Below are 16656 nucleotides of genomic sequence, written 5' to 3'. Positions count from 1 at the left end.
GCCGTGTTCCCCATCATTCCGCCGCCAGCGTCGCGGCGCGACGCTCGGTCATGTACTTGTCCAAAGCCGCCACCTGCCCGTCCTCCAGCCGCAGCCCCAGCTTGGAGCGGCGCCAGATCACGTCCTCGGCCCGGCGGGCGTATTCGCGGTCCATCAGCCAGTCGACCTCGGCCGCGGTCAAGCTTGCCCCGAAGTCGTGGCCCATGTCTGCAGCCGTCTTCGCGTCGCCGGTGATGTCCTTCGCCTCCGTCCCGTAGGCGCGCACCAGCCGCAGCGCCCAGCGCTCGGACAGGAAGGGATGCGCCGCGCGGAGCCGTTCGACCAGCCGCGGCACGCCGTCGACCGGGAAGTCCCCGCCCGGCAGCGGCTTGCCCTCGGTCCAGCCGCCCGGCAGCCCGTCAAACACCTCGCCCAGCTTGTCGAGCGCATGCTCGGCGAGCCGGCGGTAGGTTGTGATCTTGCCGCCGAAGACGTTGAGCACGGGAGCACCCGCGCTGCGGTCGATCTTGAGCACGTAGTCGCGCGTCGCCGCCGTGGCCGAGCTGGCGCCGTCGTCATAGAGCGGGCGCACCCCGGAATAGGACCAGACGACGTCCTCGGGACCGATCGGCTCCATGAGATACTGGTTCACGAAATCGATCATGTAATCCCGTTCCTCGGGCGTGCAGACCGGCTTCGTCGACGGGTCTTCGTGCTCCTGGTCGGTGGTGCCGATCAGGGTGAAATCCGTCTCGTAGGGGATGGCGAACATGATCCGCCCGTCCATGCCCTGGAAGAAATAGCACTTGTCATGATCGAAGAGGCGGCGGGTGACGATGTGGCTGCCGCGGACCAGGCGGACGCCCTCGCGGCTGTTCGAGCGCACCGTGTTGCGCAGGATGTCGCCCACCCAGGGGCCGCCGGCATTGACCAAGGCGCGGGCGCGGACCGTCTCGGTGCGGCCGTCCTCATGCCCCAGCCGCGCGTCCCAGATGCCGTCCTTCTGCTCGGCGCTCAGCACCTTGGTGCGGGTCAGCACGCGGGCGCCGCGCGCCTCGGCGTCGCGGGCGTTCAGCGCAACGAGGCGCGAATCCTCGACCCAGCAGTCGGAATATTCGAAGGCGGTGTCGAACTTGTCCTGGAGCGGCGCGCCCTCGGGCGTGCCGTGCAGGCTGATCGTGGTGGTGCCGGGCAGGATCTTCCGGCCGCCCAGGTGGTCGTACATGAAGAGGCCCGTCCGCAGAAGCCAGCCCGGGCGGCGGCCCTTCATCCAGGGCATGAAGGTGTTGAGAAGCTTCGAGGTCGGCGTCTCGCTCTCGAAGCGCATGTCGCGGTGATAGGGCAGCACGAAGCGCATCGGCCAGGAAATGTGCGGCATCGCGCGCAGCAGCGCCTCGCGCTCGATCAGGCTCTCGCGGACCAGCCGGAACTCGAAATACTCGAGATAGCGCAGCCCGCCATGGAAAAGCTTGGTCGAGGCCGAGGAGGTGGCGGAGGCGAGGTCGTTCATCTCGGCCAGGGTGACCGACAGGCCGCGGCCCGCGGCGTCGCGCGCGATGCCGCATCCGTTGATGCCGCCGCCGATCACCAGAAGGTCGCGAATGTCCCCACCATCGTCCAAGCCGGATCCTCCCAAATCCTCGTTTGACGCGGCCTGTCTTTCGCACAATTGCGCGTTTCCGGCAAGATGATTTTCGCTTTTGTTCGTTTTGCCGAGTCGTGGTACATGCCGACGGAGGGCGCGCCCGCATCCGCGGTCGTGCCCCGCAGGGAGGGAGCCGCAGAATGTCGCAGACCATCCGCCATCCCGAGATCCTCGAGATCGCGCGCCGGGACGGCAAGGTGACGGTCGAATGGCTGGCCGAGCATTTCGGCGTCACGCTGCAGACCATCCGCCGCGACCTGTCGGACCTGGCCGAGGCCGGGCGGCTGGAGCGGGTGCATGGCGGCGCGGTGCTGCCCTCGGGCACCGTCAACATCGCCTACGAGGAGCGCCGCCGCCTCGCCGCGGCCAGCAAGCAGGCCATCGCGCGCGCCTGCGCAGCCCAGATCCCCGAGGATTGCTCGATCTTCCTCAACATCGGCACGTCGACCGAGGCCGTGGCGGCCGAGCTGATCCACCACCGCAACCTTCTGGTCGTGACGAACAACATGAACGTCGCGAACATCCTGTCGAACAAGGCCGATTGCGACGTCATCGTCACCGGCGGGCGGATGCGCCATTCCGATGGCGGGCTGGTGGGCGACCTGACCAGCGCGGCGATCCGCGAGTTCAAGTTCGATATCGGCGTGATCGGCTGTTCGGCGCTGGATGCCGATGGCGACATCCTCGACTTCGACGTGCAGGAGGTGGGCGTCAGCCGCACGATCCTGAACCGCTCCCGGCGCAGCCTGCTGGTGGCCGACCACACCAAGTTCAACCGCAGCGCGCCGGCGCGGATCGGCTCGCTCGCGGATCTCGACATGTTTCTGACGGATGCGCCGCTCCCCGGCGACCTGGCGCGGCGCTGCGCCGACTGGGGCACCGAAGTCGAACTCGCGCCGCCCCCCGATCCGGACGCCACCGGCTGAAACGCCGGCGCGCCGCCCCGGCGGAGGCGACGCGCGGCCGGTCGTCTTTTGCCCGGGCGGGGCTCAGGCGATTTCGGTCTCGACCTCGATATTGCCCTGCGTGGCGTTCGAATACGGGCAGATATGGTGCCCGCGGTCGGCGATGGTCTGCGCGAGGGTGCGGTCCAGGCCGGGCATGCGCACGATCAGCTTCACCTTCAGCCCAAACCCGCCGTCGTCGCGCGGCCCAATGCCGACATGGGCATCGACCGTCGCATCCTCCGGCACGCTGCCCAGCTTCTCGCTCGCGGCGGCGAAGCGCATCGCGCCGAGGTAGCAGGCGGCGTAGCCCAGCGCGAAGAGTTCCTCGGGATTGTGCCCCGCGCCCGAGCCGCCCAGCTCCTTCGGGCTGGTCATGGTCACGGTCAGCATGCCGGATTTCAGGGCGGCGGCGCCGTTGCGCCCACCGCCGGTCGCGCGGGCTTCGGTCCAGTATTTCGTGTCGACGGCCATCGGTCATTCCTTGTTGTGCGATTCAATCGTGCGCAATTGATATGTGCTGGTGCGGGCGATGTCAATCGCTTGCCATTGGATCGCGCGCGATATAAAGCCGTGGCATGAGCCTCCCGCCCGAAGACATGATCTGTTTCGCGCTTTATTCCGCGAGCCAAGCCATGCAGCAGGCCTACCGCCCGCTGCTGGACATGATGGGGCTGACCTATCCGCAATACCTGGTGATGAGCGCGCTCTGGACCGGGCCGGAGACGCCGACGGTCGGCGCGCTCGGACGGCAGCTTGGGCTCGACTCCAGCACGCTGACGCCGCTTCTGAAGCGGCTCGAAGCCGGCGGCCTCGTGACCCGGCGCCGCGATCCGAAGGACGAGCGGCTGGTCCGGATCGCGATGACCGATGCCGGGCGCGCCCTGCAGGCCAGCGCCGCCGACATCCCGCGCTGCATCGCCGAGAAGACGGGCCTGACCTCCGAGGAGATCGCCCGCCTTCACGGCGAGCTTCAAGCGCTGGCCGCGCGCTTGCGCGCGCCCGACTGACCACACCACCGGCACCGCTTCGCGCCCGACCCGGCCCGTGCTAGGGTGATCATGGGGAAACGCCATGCCGCCTGTTCTATACGCCACTGTCGTCGCCATCTTCGCCCTCGGAGCCGGGGCCGCCACGGTTTCGTCCCTGAAGGACGACATCGCCGATCTGGCCGTGCCCGACGCGCCCTGGCAGCCGGGCGGACTGGACGGGCGGGTCTTCGCCACGTCGGACGTGATCCATGAGACCGACACCGTGATGGAGGATGAGCTGCATTTCCGGAACGGGCGGTTCCAGTCCGCGCGCTGCCAGGAATATTGCGACTTCGGCTGGTCCGAATACCGGACCTGGCAGCAGGACGACGTGATCCATTTCACCGCGACCACGCGCTGTCCCGACGCGCCGCATACCGTGGTGTGGCTGGGCACCGTCACCGGCGACGCCATCGCCTTCAAGGGCACCTGGACCACCCGGCGCTGGTACTGGACGCGGCAGCTCAACGCGACGGGGGCGGGACGCGAGGCATCGGTGCCCGTCGCGGCGGGGTGAGCGCGCCCAGCCCGACCGCCCCAGGCCCGGGTCCGATCGGCATACTGCTGCGCCTCGCCGCGCTGCTGGCCGTCATCGTCGCGGCGACCTGGGCCTCGCATCTGCTCCGCGAGGCGCTGGATCTGCAGATCACGCCCGAGACCGAGCAGCAGGTGCACCGGATGATCATGCTCGGAACGCTGGCCTATATCCTGCTTCTGGCGATCCCATTCGTGCCGGGCGCCGAGATCGGCATCGCGATGATCACAGCCTTCGGGGCGGCGATCGCGCCGCTCGTCTGGCTGGCGACGGTCCTGGCGCTGCTTCTGTCCTTCGGCATCGGGTACATGCTGCCCGTCACCATGCTGGCCCGGCTGTTTCGCGTGCTGCACCTGCGCCGTGCGGCCGCGATCGTCGAGCGGGCCGCGCCGCTGTCGCGCCCCGCGCGGCTCGAGATGCTGCTGGCCGACATGCCGCCCCGCTTCGTGGCGCTGGCGCTCCGGCACCGCTACGTCGCGCTGGCGCTGGCGGTGAACACGCCGGGCAACGCGCTGATCGGCGGCGGCGGCGGCATCGCGCTGATGGCCGGGTTGAGCGGGCTGTTCGCGCCGCTGCCCACCGCAATCGCCATCGCGCTGGCGGTTTCTCCGGTGCCGCTGGCCGTGATGCTTCTGGGCGTCTGACGCGGCGTGCGCGGCCCCGGCCGTGGCATCGCGTCGCAGCCCGCGTCGCATCACTTCGCGCGCGCGTTGGACGGTCATGACAGACAGACCGACACACCCCCGCCCCACCCGCTTCGACCGACCCAGCGAGTCGCTCGCCACGATCGACCGGGCCACGAACCCCAAAATCGTCGCGCTGGAAGAGAACGGCGTGGCGCGCGGCCGCGACCGCTCGCAGCATCGCCGCTACGTCTGGTTGTTCGAGGATCTGATGAACTGATCGCGATGCGACCGGCCTTCGCCTCCACGGGATCGTCGCAGAGATGACCGACCGTCCGTCTTCCGCCGGGCGCGCGCTGCGCGTGCCCTCGGGCCGTTTCGCGCGGCTCGCGCATGTCGGCTCGATGGCCGGGGGCATCGCGGGCAACATGGCGTTCGGCGCGGCCGGCGCGCTCGGCCGCGGGGCGCGGCCGGACATGCGCAGCTTGCTGCTCACCCCGGGCAACATGCGTCGCATGGCCGACGGTCTGGCCCGCATGCGCGGCGCGGCGATGAAGGTGGGGCAGCTCATTTCGATGGATGCGGGCGAGATCCTGCCCCCGGAGCTCGCGCAGATCATGGCCCGGCTGCGCGATGACGCGCATGTCATGCCGCCACGGCAGCTCAAGCAGGTGCTGATCGCCAATTGGGGTCCCGACTGGCTGCGCGCCTTCGAGCGGTTCGACGTCCAGCCGATTGCCGCCGCCTCGATCGGGCAGGTGCATCGTGCCCGCCTGCGCGACGGGCGCGACGTGGCGGTGAAGGTGCAATATCCCGGCGTCGCGCGCAGCATCGACAGCGACGTCGCCAATGTCGGCGCACTGGTCCGGATGTCGGGCCTGCTGCCCAAGGGCTTCGACCTCGCCCCCTATCTCGACGAGGCGAGGCTCCAGCTCCACGAGGAGACGGATTACGCGTCCGAGGGGCGCCACCTGTCGCGCTTCGGCGCGCGGCTGGCCGACATGGACCGCTTCACCGTGCCGGACTTCCACCCCGATTGGTCGACGCGCGACGTGCTGACCATGTCCTTCGTCGCGGGCCATCCGATCGAGGCGGCGGCCGATCTGGAGCCGGGCGAGCGCAACGCCATCGCCCGCGACCTGATCGACCTGTTCCTGCGCGAGCTTTTCGACTGGGGCGAGATGCAGAGCGATCCGAACTTCGCCAATTACCGCTACGACCCCGGGACGCGGCGCATCGCGCTTCTGGATTTCGGCGCGACCCGTAAGGTCCATCCGGATGTCGTCTCCGGATATCGCCGGTTCCTTTCGGCGGGCCTCGCGGGCGACGCGGCGGCGCTGGAAGAGGCTGCGACCGGGTTGGGGTTCCTCGACCAAGCGGGCGACCCGGACCACCGCGCGCGCATCCTCGCCATGATCGAGACGGTCTTCGCGGCGCTGCGCGCGACGGAAGAGTACGACTTCACCGGGACCGACCTGACGCGCGAGATGCAGGCCCAGGGGATCGCCCTGGCCGAGGCCGGCTATGTCCCGCCACCCTTGCCGATGGATATCCTCTACGTGCAGCGGAAGGTTGGCGGGCTGTTCCTGTTGGCCAGCCGTCTGGGCGCGCGCCTGCCCGTTCGCGCGACGCTGGAGGCGGTTTTGGCCGCGCCGCCCTGCGACCCGTTGCCCGCCGCCGTGGACCCGGGCTGAGCGACGCTATCTTGGCCAGCATGTCCGACCAGACCTCCCCCATGCGCCGGCTGATCCGGCTGGTGACCGGCGCGCTCTTCCCCCCGCCGGGCGCGCGCCGCATCCTGCTCGCCTATCTCTACGGCGCGATCTGCCACGCGATCTTCGCGCTGGCCGTGATCGCCATGATCGTCGCGATGTTCTTCGGCATGTCCGAAAGCTCCGGGCGGGTCCCATACCCTTGGGCGATCCTGGCGAATGCCGCGCTGATCCTGCAATTCCCCATCGTCCATTCGCTTCTGCTGACGAAACGGGGCGGCAAGGTGCTGACGGCGCTGGCGCCCGCGCGCCATGCGGGCACGCTGGCCACGACCAGCTTCGCCATCGTCGCCGCGATCCAGCTTCTGGCGTTGTTCGCGCTCTGGACGCCCAGCGGCATCGTCTGGTGGCGCGCCGAGGGCTGGGCCTTCTGGGCGATCTGCGCCGCCTATGCGGGATCCTGGCTTCTGCTGATGCGCTCGAACTACGCCGCGGGGGTCGAGGTGCAGTCGGGCGCGCTGGGCTGGATGTCGCTGGCCGCCGACCGCAAGCCCGAATTCCCCGCGATGCCCGACACCGGCCCCTTCCGGGTGATCCGGCAACCGATCTACGTGGCTTTCGCACTGACGACCTGGACCGTCCCGGTCTGGACGCCCGATCAACTGGCCCTCGCCGTCACGCTGACCGCCTATTGCCTGCTGGCCCCGCGTCTGAAGGAGAAGCGCTACGCCCGCCGCTACGGCGACCGGTTCCGCGCCTATCAGCAGCGGGTGCCCTACGCGATTCCCGACCTGACCCGACCGCCCCTGCCGAAGGAGGGCCTCGATGGCTGACGCCAAGCGAAACGACCTCGACATCTATGACGACGTGGCCGCGCAGTGGTGGTCCGACGACATTCGATGGGTGCGGACGCTGAAGAACCTCGTCCCGGGCCGCCTGAAATGGTTCGACCGCCAGATCGAATGGCCGGGCAAGGACGTCCTCGACCTGGGCTGCGCCGGCGGCTTCATGGCCGAGGCGCTGGCCGAGAAGGGCGCGCGGGTCACCGGCATCGACCCGGCCGCCAAGGCGATCGAGGCCGCGCGCGCCCACGCCGCCGAGCAGGGCCACGACATCCGCTACGACACCGGCGTGGGCGAAGAGCTGCCCTATGACGACGCGGCCTTCGACGCGGTCGTCTGCGTCGACGTGCTGGAGCATGTGCAGGATCTCGACCGCGTTCTGGCCGAGGTCGCCCGCGTGCTGCGCCCCGGCGGGCTGTTCCTGTTCGACACGATCAACCGCAACCCGATCTCGCGGCTGGCCGCGATCACGATGGCGGAGGACGTTCTGCGCATTCTGCCCAAGGGGACGCATGACCCCGAGATGTTCATCAAGCCCGCCGAGCTGAATGCGGCGCTGCAGGGCGCGGGGCTGGTCCCCGGGCCGACCACGGGCTTGGGCCCGCGGGGCGTGAACCGGCGGGGCGACATGGTGTTCGGGCCGCTGCCGATGAAGGCGGTGATCTACATGGGTCTCGCCCGCAAGCGTCGGGTCGCGTGATGGCCGAGATCGCGCTTCTGGGCACGGCGCTCCTGTTCGGCGGGATGGTGCTCTACGCTTTCGGCTTCGCGGCCTTCATCTTCAGCGCGCTGCCGGCCGACGCCGCGGGGCCGGTGATCCGCCGGGCCTTCCCGCATTTCTACCTTTTCGTTCTGGCCGCCGCGGTGCTGGCGGGCGTCTTCGCCACGCCGGTCGATCGGCCCTCGGCGCTCGTCCTCGCGGCGGTCGCCGCCTCGACTGTGCTGGCGCGTCAGGTGCTGATGCCCGCCGTCAACGCCGCGACGGATGCCGGCAACGCTCGGCGCTTCAAGGCGCTGCACGGCCTGTCCGTCCTGCTGACCCTGGCCCATATCGGCGCCGCGGGCGTCGTGATCCTGCGGCTCGCCGGCGCCTGACTGCGCCCGGCCGCCCGCCGCGGCGACATGGCCCGCGTCCGGGACGTGACCGATCGGAACCAAATCGACCAAAAATGCGGACCCCGCACGCCCACCGCGCGGCGCGCCGGGCTGGCCTAGTCCGAAGCGGGCGGGCTAGGGTCGGCGGCGCGCGGTATTCGTCCGGGAGGGGATATGCGGTTCTTCGTCTTGATCGCGGTGGTAGTCCTGACCGCCCTGTCGCTTCTCGGCCTGATCTGGAGCGGCTGGTTCCTGCTCGCCGTTGCGGCCTTCGGCAGCCTCGCGGCGCTGGGCCTCTACGACGTGCTGCAGACCCGGCACTCGATCCTTCGCAACTACCCGGTGATCGGGCATATGCGCTTTCTCTTCGAGGGCATCCGCCCCGAGATCCGCCAATACCTGATCGAGAGCGATCAGGACGAGGAGCCGTTCTCGCGCGACGAGCGCTCCATGGTCTATCAGCGCGCCAAGGGGGTGGAGGACAAGCGCCCCTTCGGCACGCGGAAGCGCGTCTACGATGCCGGCTACGAATGGATCACCCATTCCGCCGCGCCCAAGCATATCGAGGACAGCGACCTGCGCGTCCGGATCGGCGGGCCCGATTGCACCCGGCCCTACGACGCCTCGATCTACAATATCTCGGCCATGTCCTTCGGGGCGCTTTCGGGCAACGCGATCCTCGCGCTCAACACCGGCGCGCGGATGGGCGGCTTCGCGCATGACACGGGCGAGGGCAGCATCAGCCGCTACCACCGCCAGGGCGGCGGCGATCTGATCTACGAGATCGGGTCGGGCTATTTCGGCTGCCGTACCCCCGAGGGCCGCTTCGATGTCGAGAAGTTCCGCGACCAGGCCGCCGACCCGCAGGTGAAGCTGGTCGAGCTCAAGCTGAGCCAGGGCGCGAAGCCCGGCCATGGCGGCGTGCTGCCCGCCTCCAAGATCTCGCCCGAGATCGCCGAGGCGCGCGGCGTGCCGATGGGCGAGGATTGCGTCTCGCCGCCCTCGCATCCCGAATTCTCCACCCCGCTCGAGCTGGTGCGCTTCATCGGGGTGCTGCGCCAGAATGCGGGCGGCAAGCCCGTCGGGTTCAAGCTGTGCATCGGCCACCGGCGGGAGTTCATGTGCATCGTCAAGGCGATGCTGGAGACAGATATCGTCCCCGATTTCATCGTCATCGACGGCAAGGAGGGCGGGACCGGCGCCGCCCCGCTGGAATTCTCCGACCATATCGGGATGCCGTTGGTCGAGGGGCTGACCTTCGCACATAACACGCTGCGCGGCGCGGGCCTGCGCGACCGGCTGAAGCTGGGCGCGTCGGGCAAGCTGGTCACGTCCTTCGATATCGCCAAGGCGCTGGCGCTGGGCGCCGATTGGGCCAATTCGGCGCGCGGCTTCATGTTCGCGGTGGGCTGCATCCAGGCCCAGGCCTGCCACACGAACCGCTGCCCCGTCGGCGTCGCGACCCAGGATCCGCTGCGCCAGCGCGCCCTCGATCCGGCCGAGAAATCCGAGCGGGTGCATCGCTTCCATCGCAACACGGTGAAGGCGCTGGCCGACATGACGGGCGCCGCCGGGCTGGACCATCCGGGCAAGTTCCGGCCCCATCACCTCCTGATGCGCGAGGGTGACCGGGGCATGGTGACCGGCGAGGAGGTCTATCCCTACCTGCCCGAGGGTTTCCTGCTGCGCGAGGAGCCCGACGCTTTCGGCTACCTCATGCGCTGGAAACGCGCGCGGCCCGAGAGCTTCGAGCCCTTCGACGTGGAGTGAGGCGGGCCGTCCCGAACCGCCGCGCCGCGGTCAGTCCGTATAGCCCAGCGCGTCCATCAGCGGGCCGGCCTTGCGCCGGAACAGCGCGACTTCCGCATCGCTTAGCGCCGTCTTCCACTTGCCGCGATTGTCGTAGATCGGCTTCGCGGTCTGCTTGGCGCGCACGCCCATCGTCTTGCGCTCGGTGATCCAGGCATATCCGCTGCCGGAGCCGTGGATCATGTCGTCGTGATATTCGACCCCCAGCGCCTCGCAGATCCGCCGCAGCTCCGCCTCGGGGGCGCCGACGATGTCCTCGTACCGCGTGACGAGGACGTCCGCCGCCCCCCGTTCGCGCAGGATCGCCTCGTTGTCGACGCACCAGCGGCGGATCGCGAATTCGGTCGTGAGACCCCGCGCCTTGAAGGACGCGACCACGTCGCGGCCATCCCGGACTACGGCTACGAAGCGGGCCTTCGGGATGATGCGGCGGATCCGGTTCAGGCAATGGACATGCTTCGGCGTCTTCTCGATAAAGCCGCGGCATCCGGTCTGCTGGGTGATGGCCAGCCAGGCCTGCGCCACCTCGCGGCCCGTGCCGAGGCCCTTCTCGGGGAAGAAGGCGCCGCTTTCGTAGCCCATGAGCATCAGCTCTTCGGCCCGCCCGAGCGCGGCGGCCAGGAGCGACGTGCCGCTATTGCCGCAGCCGACGACGAAGATCGGCAAAACGTCGCCCGTCTCGAGCGGCGGAGTGAACAGGACCTGCGGCCACGCATAAGCGCGTCGGATCGCGCGCTTAAGCCGGTCGCCGGCCGAGCGGGGGCCGTGGATGTCGAACCGGCTGTCGATCGGACCCAGGTGCATCATCGCCACCCCTCCGTCATGCCTTGCGCCCCGCGCGGACTGGGACGCGCGCAAGCTGGTTCACGGGCGGGCCCGCTTCCGCTAGCGTCGCCGGCGGGGGCTGGTTCCGCGACCGAGGGGGCGCAATGCGCATCGTGTTCTTCCAATCCGGGCTCGGCGCCGGCGGCGCCGAGAAGAACATCGCGGCCATCGCGACCCACCGGGCGGCGCTGGGCGACGATGTGCATATCGTGTCGATGACCGCGCCCCGGGGCGGCGCCTATTTCGACGTGCCGGACACCGTCACGACGCATGTCATGCCGGCCCGGGGTCGCGTGCCCCTGCAGCTGCGCCGCCTGCGCTACGTGCGCCGGATGATGCGGACGCTCGCACCCGACCTCGTGATCTCGTTCCTGACCAAGATCAACGTCCTGACCCTTCTCGCCATGCCGGAGCGGCGCTTCCCGATCATCGCGTCCGAGCGCAACAACCCCCGCGCGCAGCGCAACAACCGCCTGTGGAAGCATCTCAATCTCTTCGCGCTGGGCCGTGCCGATCGCATCGTCATGCTGACCGAGGCGGCCCTGGCGGAGCTGCCGCGCACGCTGCGCGACCGGGCCGAGGTGATCTATGTCCCCTGTCCGCCCGCCGCGGGGGCTCGCTACGCGAATACGGGCGGCAAGCGCGTCGTGGCCGTCGGCCGGCTCGACGGCCAGAAGGGGTTCGATCTTCTGATCGCGGCCTTCGCCGCCGTGCATCGCGACCACCCGGATGCCAGTCTCACGATCTTCGGCGAGGGGCAGGAGCGGGCCCGGCTGGAGCGCATGGTCGCGGAGGCGGGGCTGGGCGCGGCGGTGACCCTGCCCGGCGTGACCGCGGCGCGCGGCGCCTGGATCGGCGAAGGCGATATCTTCGTCTTCTCCTCGCGGCACGAGGGTTTCGGCAACGCGCTGGCCGAGGCCACGGCGGCGGGGATGCCCTCGATCTCCTTCGATTGCGAATTCGGCCCGGCCGAAATCATCACCCATGGCGAGACCGGCCTGCTGGTCCCGCCGGAGGACACGGATGCCCTGGCGCGGGCGATCTCCGGCCTGCTCGCCGACCCCGCGCAGCAGGCGCGGCTCTCGGCGGCCGCGCGCGAGCGCAACGCCAAGCGCTTCGACCCCGAGACGATCCTCGGCCAATGGGACGCGGTCATCGCGTCCACGACCCGGCGCCGGTGACGCGCTCCGTCCGGTCGAGGGCAGGCGACTCATCGCGATCATCCGCACACTCCGTTGCCATGCCGCTTCCCCGCGCCTTCGTCGCGCGGCGTCACGGCCCTTTCCGCCCGCCGTCGCGGACGCACGCTTCGCTGTCGATGCCTTCGAGCGAAACGCGGCCGGCCCGGGACCCGGGCGTCGGAGGCGATGACGGTCGCGCGGCTCGCGCTGCGAATCCCAAGCTACGCCGGGCAGTTAGCGGCGAAAAGCCGGAACCGGGGGACTGTTTGTTTCCGGATCGGCGGCATTCCGGGTCGGAACGGGCGGATTTCGGCGCAGGCGCTCTACAGTCACGGGCGCAAAGCCGCGCCCGGCTCAGATCCGCCGCCCTTCCAGGATCCAGAGCGTGTGGGGCCAGGCCAGCGGCAGCGTCACGCCCTGGGTCATCAGGAACCGCCCCGAGAGGCGCAACGGCCCGTCGGAAAGCGCCGCGCGGCCGCGGCTGAGCCCCGCGGCATCCTGCGGGTTGCGCAAGGCGATCTTGTAGCGGGCCTCGGGCTCGAGCCCGGTCAGGCGCAGCGGGCGCGGCAGGGACTGGCGGCCGGTCGCGGCCTGCCCCGCGAAGACGGCGAAACGGTCGCCCTCCGGCGCGATCTGCAATTCGGCCACACGCGCAGGATCGTCGGCCTCCAGCCGGTGGATCGCGGCGCGCATCAGCCAGGCGCGCTGCGCCTTCCACCAGGTCGTGACCTCGGTCAGCACCGTCTCCTCCTCGGCGGAGAGCTCGCGCAGGTCCATCTCGAACCCGATGTGCCGCATCGCCGCGACCCCCGCGCGGAAGGCAATGGGCAGGACACGGCCCGAGGAATGGCAGTGGCGCGGGCCGACATGCGCGCCGGTCACCGCCCCGGGCAGGAACAGCGCCGCATCGTGCTGGATCCGCAGCCGTTCCAAGGCGTCGTTGCTGTCGGACAGCCAGACCCGGTGCGTGCGCGACAGGATGCCGAAATCGATCCGCCCGCCGCCCGAGGCGCAGCTCTCGATCTCTACCCCCGGATGCGCCGCGCGCAGCCGGTCGAGCAGGTCGTAGACGCCGCGCGCTTGCGCGGCATCGGGGAAGGGCAGGCCGCGATTGTGGTCCCATTTGAGGTAATCGATCGGATGCGCGCTCAGCAGCGCGTCGAGCCGGTCGAACAGGTGATCGCGCACCTCCGCGCGGCTCAGATCGAGCACCAGTTGCGAGCGGCCCAGCGGCTGCGCGGCGGGGCCCAGGATCCAGTCGGGATGCGCGCGGTAGAGGTCGCTGTCGGGGTTCACCATCTCGGGCTCGACCCAGAGGCCGAACCGCATGCCGAGGCCCGCGACCGTCTCGATGAGCGGCCCCAGCCCGTCGGGCCATTTGCGCCGGTCGACCGTCCAGTCGCCGAGCGACGAGGTGTCGTCGTCGCGCCGCCCGAACCAGCCGTCGTCGAGCACGAACCGCTCCGCCCCGATCCGGGCGGCGCGGGTCGCGATCTCGGACAGGGTGGCGAGGTCATGGTCGAAATAGACCGCCTCCCAGCAATTGTAATGCACCGGGCGCGGCCGGTCCGGATCGGGCCAGGGTACGAGGTGGTCGCGGGCATGGGCCTGGAAGCGCGTGGCGACGGAGTTGAGCCCCGCGGCCCCCTGCGCGGCGTAGAGCGTGGCCGTCTCGAACCGCGTGCCGGCCGCGCGCTCGGATCCGGCGGCATGGCCCCATTGCACCTGGCGGCGGCCGTCCACCATCTCTTCGGCGATCATCCGGTGCCCGCCGGACCAGCCGTAGTGGAACCCGTAGGCTGCGCCTCGCGTCTCCGTCGCGCCCTGCGCCAGCAGGAAAGCGCCGGGAAACTGCTCATGTCCCGACCGCCCGTTCAGCGCCTCGCGCAGGATCACGCCCTGCCGCCACGGGTCGCGGTCGGTCTGCATCTCGGACAGCCAGCGGCCCGAAAGCGTCAGGATCTCGGCCGTGCCCGGCGGTCCCGGCAGGACCGGCGCGGCGAGCCAGTGCAGGCGGATCGGCGCCTCGGAGTCGAGCCGCGCCGACAGCGCCAGAAGCCCCGAGGGCGTGGTCGCGATCGTCGCCGTGTAGCGCAGGCCCAGCGCCGCATCGCGCGCCACGGCCTCGAAGCGCGCGCCGTCGCAGCGGACCGTCTCGCAGCGCAGATGCGGCGCGAGCGGGATGCCGTCGGCGGCGGCCGTGACGAGGCCGGGCTGCCCCCCGAAGCCGGTGGACGGCAAGGGGCAGATCGACAGGGGCGCAAGCGCGTCGAGCATGCCGCCGGTGAGGTCCGAGATGGTGGCCGCGGCCAGTTGCGCGGCGTCCTCGCCCGGCGGCAGCGTCGGGCCCCAGTAAAGGACGGATGGCAAAGCCTCGCCGTCCGCGCCCAGGATCAGCGTCTGGTGATCGTCGTCGAGGCGCCAGGTCTGTTGCATGGGCGAGGTCTGTTGCATGGGGTCGTCCGCTCGTCGCTACGCGCCGACCGTCCTAGAGCCCGCCATCGCCGCGCGCTAGGCCGGACGGCCCGGGCGCCCTCGACACCGGGGCGGCGTCCTGGCCGGCCCGTCACTCGGCGGCGTCGCGGCGGGGGCCGCCGGTCAGCGCGGCCCAGGCGTCGTGTTGGCTGAGGAAGACCCGCCCGCCCAGACCCTCGATCAGGTGCGACCGCGCCAGGCGGTCCATCACCGGGCCCTTCACCTCCGACAGGTGCAGCCGGACGCCCATGTCGCGCAGCCGGGAGTTGATCTCCTCCAGCGTCTCCAGCGCCGAGAAATCGACCTCGTTGACGGCGGAGAACATCAGGATCACGTCCGTGATGCCCGAGCCCGCCGCGACGCGCGCCTGCACCAGGTCCTCGAGAAAGCGCGCATTCGCGAAATAGAGGCTCTCGTCGACGCGCAGCGTCAGGACGCGGGGATCGGTCTCGACCTCGTGGCGCAGGACGTTGCGGAAATGCTGCGTCCCCGGCACGCGGCCCACCTCGGCGACATGCGGGCGCGAGGTCTTCCAGAGGTGCAGCAGCACCGAGAGGATCACGCCCGAGGCGACGCCGGCCTCGACCCCGAGGCCCAGCGTCAGGAAGATGGTCGCGGCGACGGCGGCGAAATCGGCCCGCGCATAGGTCCAGGTGCGGCGCAGGATCGACAGGTCCACCAGGCTCAGAACCGCGACGACGATGGTCGCGGCGAGCGTGGCCGTGGGGAGGTAGTAGATGAGGGGCGTCAGGAAGAGAGCGGCCAGCGCCAGCCCCACCGCAGTATAGGCCCCCGCCGCGGGCGTTTCGGCGCCCGCGTCGAAATTGACCACCGAGCGCGAGAAGCCGCCGGTGACGGGAAAGCCCCCGGTGAAGGCCGCGCCCAGATTGGCGGCGCCGAGGCCGATCAGCTCCTGGTTCGGATCGATCCGCTGACGGCGCTTGGCCGCCAGCGTCTGCGCAACCGAGATCGACTCGACGAAGCCGATGATCGAGATCAGCGCCGCGGGTAGCGCCAGTTGCCGCAGCAGGTCGGGCGCGACGGAGGGCAGTGTGAAGGGCGGCAGGCCCTGCGGCACCGCGCCCACGATCACGACGCCCCGCGCGTCGAGCTCCAGCCCCCAGGCCGCCAGCGTCGTCGCGACCACGGCAAGGACCGGTCCGGCCTTCGCGACCATCTGCGCGGCGAGCGGCGGCAGGCCCAGCCGCGTCAGAAGCGGAGTCAGGCCCTTGCGGACCCAGAACAGGAAACCCGCCGCCGCCCCGCCGAGAACCAGCGTGATCCAGTTCGTGCCGCCCAGATGCGCGAGCAACGAGCCGGTGATCTCGACCAGCGTGTGGCCATGCGCCTCGATCCCCAGAAGGTGCCGAAGCTGGCTCGCCGCGATCAGGATGCCGGAGGCGGTGATGAAGCCCGCGATGACCGGATGGCTGAGGAAATTGGCGATCCAGCCCATCCGCAGGAGCCCCAGAAGCAACAGGAACGCTCCCGACATCGCGGCGAGCGTCAGCGCGGCGACGGCGAAGCCCGCGGTGCCCTGCGCCGCGACCTGTCCCACGGCCGAGACGGTCAGGAGCGACACGACCGCGACCGGCCCGACCGCCAGCGCGCCCGAGGTGCCGAACAGCGTGTAGAGCAGGATGGGCGCGATGGAGGCGTAGATCCCGGCTTCGGGCGGCAGGCCGGCCAGCATCGCGTAGGCCAAGCTTTGCGGGATCAGCATGATCGTCACGATCACCGCGGCCAGCAGGTCCGCGCCGAGCGTCCGGCGGGAATAGCGCCGACCCCAGTCGAGGATCGGCAGGAGGCGGGCGATCCGTGTCATGCCCGGTCCCGGACGGGTCGGGGGGTGATGGTGTTGTGCGGGGCGCGGGGCGATCTGGCGGTCATGTCGGCCTACGGGGTCTTAGGGAAGCGAGAGTGAGTCCCGCCCTTCTTACCGACCCCGCGCCGAAGCCAC

At 70.3% G+C, this 16656-nt stretch carries 16 protein-coding genes; 11 read left to right on the top strand and 5 right to left on the bottom strand.

From position 1 onward, the window contains the following. Nucleotides 1-13 precede the first annotated feature (13 nt). Nucleotides 14-1600: a glycerol-3-phosphate dehydrogenase gene (gene glpD / locus P8627_RS05160; RefSeq protein ID WP_279966579.1), complete on the bottom strand. Its 1587-nt coding sequence runs from the start codon at nucleotides 1598-1600 to the stop codon at nucleotides 14-16. 164 nt (nucleotides 1601-1764) lie between these two features. On the opposite strand from glpD, the gene P8627_RS05155 reads away from it, so the two are divergent. Further along, nucleotides 1765-2550, top strand: coding sequence for a DeoR/GlpR family DNA-binding transcription regulator (locus P8627_RS05155; protein WP_279966578.1), 786 nt, complete (start codon nucleotides 1765-1767; stop codon nucleotides 2548-2550). A 63-nt stretch (nucleotides 2551-2613) separates the two neighbouring features. Here P8627_RS05155 and P8627_RS05150 read toward each other — a convergent pair whose 3' ends face one another. Further along, on the bottom strand, nucleotides 2614-3042 hold the full coding sequence (locus tag P8627_RS05150; protein ID WP_279966577.1) for an organic hydroperoxide resistance protein: 429 nt from the start codon (nucleotides 3040-3042) through the stop codon (nucleotides 2614-2616). Nucleotides 3043-3146: 104 nt separating this feature from the next. Here P8627_RS05150 and P8627_RS05145 point away from each other — a divergent pair, with 104 nt between their 5' ends. From P8627_RS05145 to P8627_RS05105, 9 genes are all read left to right on the top strand, one after another. Further along, nucleotides 3147-3578, top strand: coding sequence for a MarR family winged helix-turn-helix transcriptional regulator (locus P8627_RS05145; RefSeq protein WP_279966576.1), 432 nt, complete (start codon nucleotides 3147-3149; stop codon nucleotides 3576-3578). 64 nt (nucleotides 3579-3642) lie between these two features. Continuing rightward, complete coding sequence (locus tag P8627_RS05140) at nucleotides 3643-4116, top strand: hypothetical protein (RefSeq protein ID WP_279966575.1); 474 nt, start codon at nucleotides 3643-3645, stop codon at nucleotides 4114-4116. Further along, nucleotides 4113-4778, top strand: coding sequence for a hypothetical protein (locus P8627_RS05135; protein WP_279966574.1), 666 nt, complete (start codon nucleotides 4113-4115; stop codon nucleotides 4776-4778). The genes P8627_RS05140 and P8627_RS05135 overlap by 4 nt, the downstream gene beginning before the upstream one ends. Nucleotides 4779-4854: 76 nt before the next feature. Next, complete coding sequence (locus P8627_RS05130) at nucleotides 4855-5037, top strand: hypothetical protein (protein WP_279966573.1); 183 nt, start codon at nucleotides 4855-4857, stop codon at nucleotides 5035-5037. Between the two features lie 43 nt (nucleotides 5038-5080). Next, nucleotides 5081-6451, top strand: coding sequence for an ABC1 kinase family protein (locus P8627_RS05125; RefSeq protein WP_279966572.1), 1371 nt, complete (start codon nucleotides 5081-5083; stop codon nucleotides 6449-6451). Nucleotides 6452-6471: 20 nt separating this feature from the next. After that, nucleotides 6472-7302 (top strand): methyltransferase family protein, encoded by an 831-nt coding sequence (locus P8627_RS05120; RefSeq protein ID WP_279966571.1) that lies wholly within the window; start codon nucleotides 6472-6474, stop codon nucleotides 7300-7302. Next, a complete protein-coding gene (gene ubiG, locus P8627_RS05115) occupies nucleotides 7295-8011 on the top strand; it encodes a bifunctional 2-polyprenyl-6-hydroxyphenol methylase/3-demethylubiquinol 3-O-methyltransferase UbiG (RefSeq protein WP_279966569.1) in 717 nt (238 codons plus the stop codon). The genes P8627_RS05120 and ubiG overlap by 8 nt, the downstream gene beginning before the upstream one ends. Beyond that, a complete protein-coding gene (locus P8627_RS05110) occupies nucleotides 8011-8406 on the top strand; it encodes a DUF4149 domain-containing protein (protein ID WP_279966568.1) in 396 nt (131 codons plus the stop codon). Before ubiG ends, P8627_RS05110 begins: the two co-directional genes overlap by 1 nt. Before the next feature lie 174 nt (nucleotides 8407-8580). Then, nucleotides 8581-10176: an FMN-binding glutamate synthase family protein gene (locus tag P8627_RS05105; protein WP_279966567.1), complete on the top strand. Its 1596-nt coding sequence runs from the start codon at nucleotides 8581-8583 to the stop codon at nucleotides 10174-10176. A 30-nt stretch (nucleotides 10177-10206) separates the two neighbouring features. Here P8627_RS05105 and P8627_RS05100 read toward each other — a convergent pair whose 3' ends face one another. Then, nucleotides 10207-11022 carry a sulfotransferase family protein gene (locus P8627_RS05100; protein WP_279966566.1) on the bottom strand — a complete coding sequence of 272 codons (816 nt, stop codon included), beginning with the start codon at nucleotides 11020-11022 and terminating at the stop codon, nucleotides 10207-10209. 122 nt (nucleotides 11023-11144) lie between these two features. Here P8627_RS05100 and P8627_RS05095 point away from each other — a divergent pair, with 122 nt between their 5' ends. Continuing rightward, nucleotides 11145-12221, top strand: a complete 1077-nt coding sequence (locus tag P8627_RS05095) for a glycosyltransferase family 4 protein (RefSeq protein ID WP_279966565.1) — start codon at nucleotides 11145-11147, stop codon at nucleotides 12219-12221. Nucleotides 12222-12575: 354 nt separating this feature from the next. Here the strand turns inward: P8627_RS05095 and P8627_RS05090 are convergent, their stop codons facing one another. Beyond that, the gene (locus tag P8627_RS05090; RefSeq protein ID WP_279966564.1) at nucleotides 12576-14657 is read right to left on the bottom strand and encodes an alpha-galactosidase; all 2082 of its coding nucleotides are present in this window, start codon (nucleotides 14655-14657) and stop codon (nucleotides 12576-12578) included. Nucleotides 14658-14787: 130 nt separating this feature from the next. After that, complete coding sequence (locus tag P8627_RS05085; RefSeq protein WP_279966563.1) at nucleotides 14788-16521, bottom strand: SulP family inorganic anion transporter; 1734 nt, start codon at nucleotides 16519-16521, stop codon at nucleotides 14788-14790. Between the last annotated feature and the right edge of the window lie 135 nt (nucleotides 16522-16656).

Origin of the sequence: Jannaschia sp. GRR-S6-38 (assembly GCF_029853695.1) — a bacterium.
Classification (GTDB): Bacteria; Pseudomonadota; Alphaproteobacteria; order Rhodobacterales; family Rhodobacteraceae; genus Jannaschia; species Jannaschia ovalis.
The sequence above is the reverse complement of the archived record's forward strand: the minus strand, read 5'-3'. Positions and strand labels throughout refer to the sequence as shown.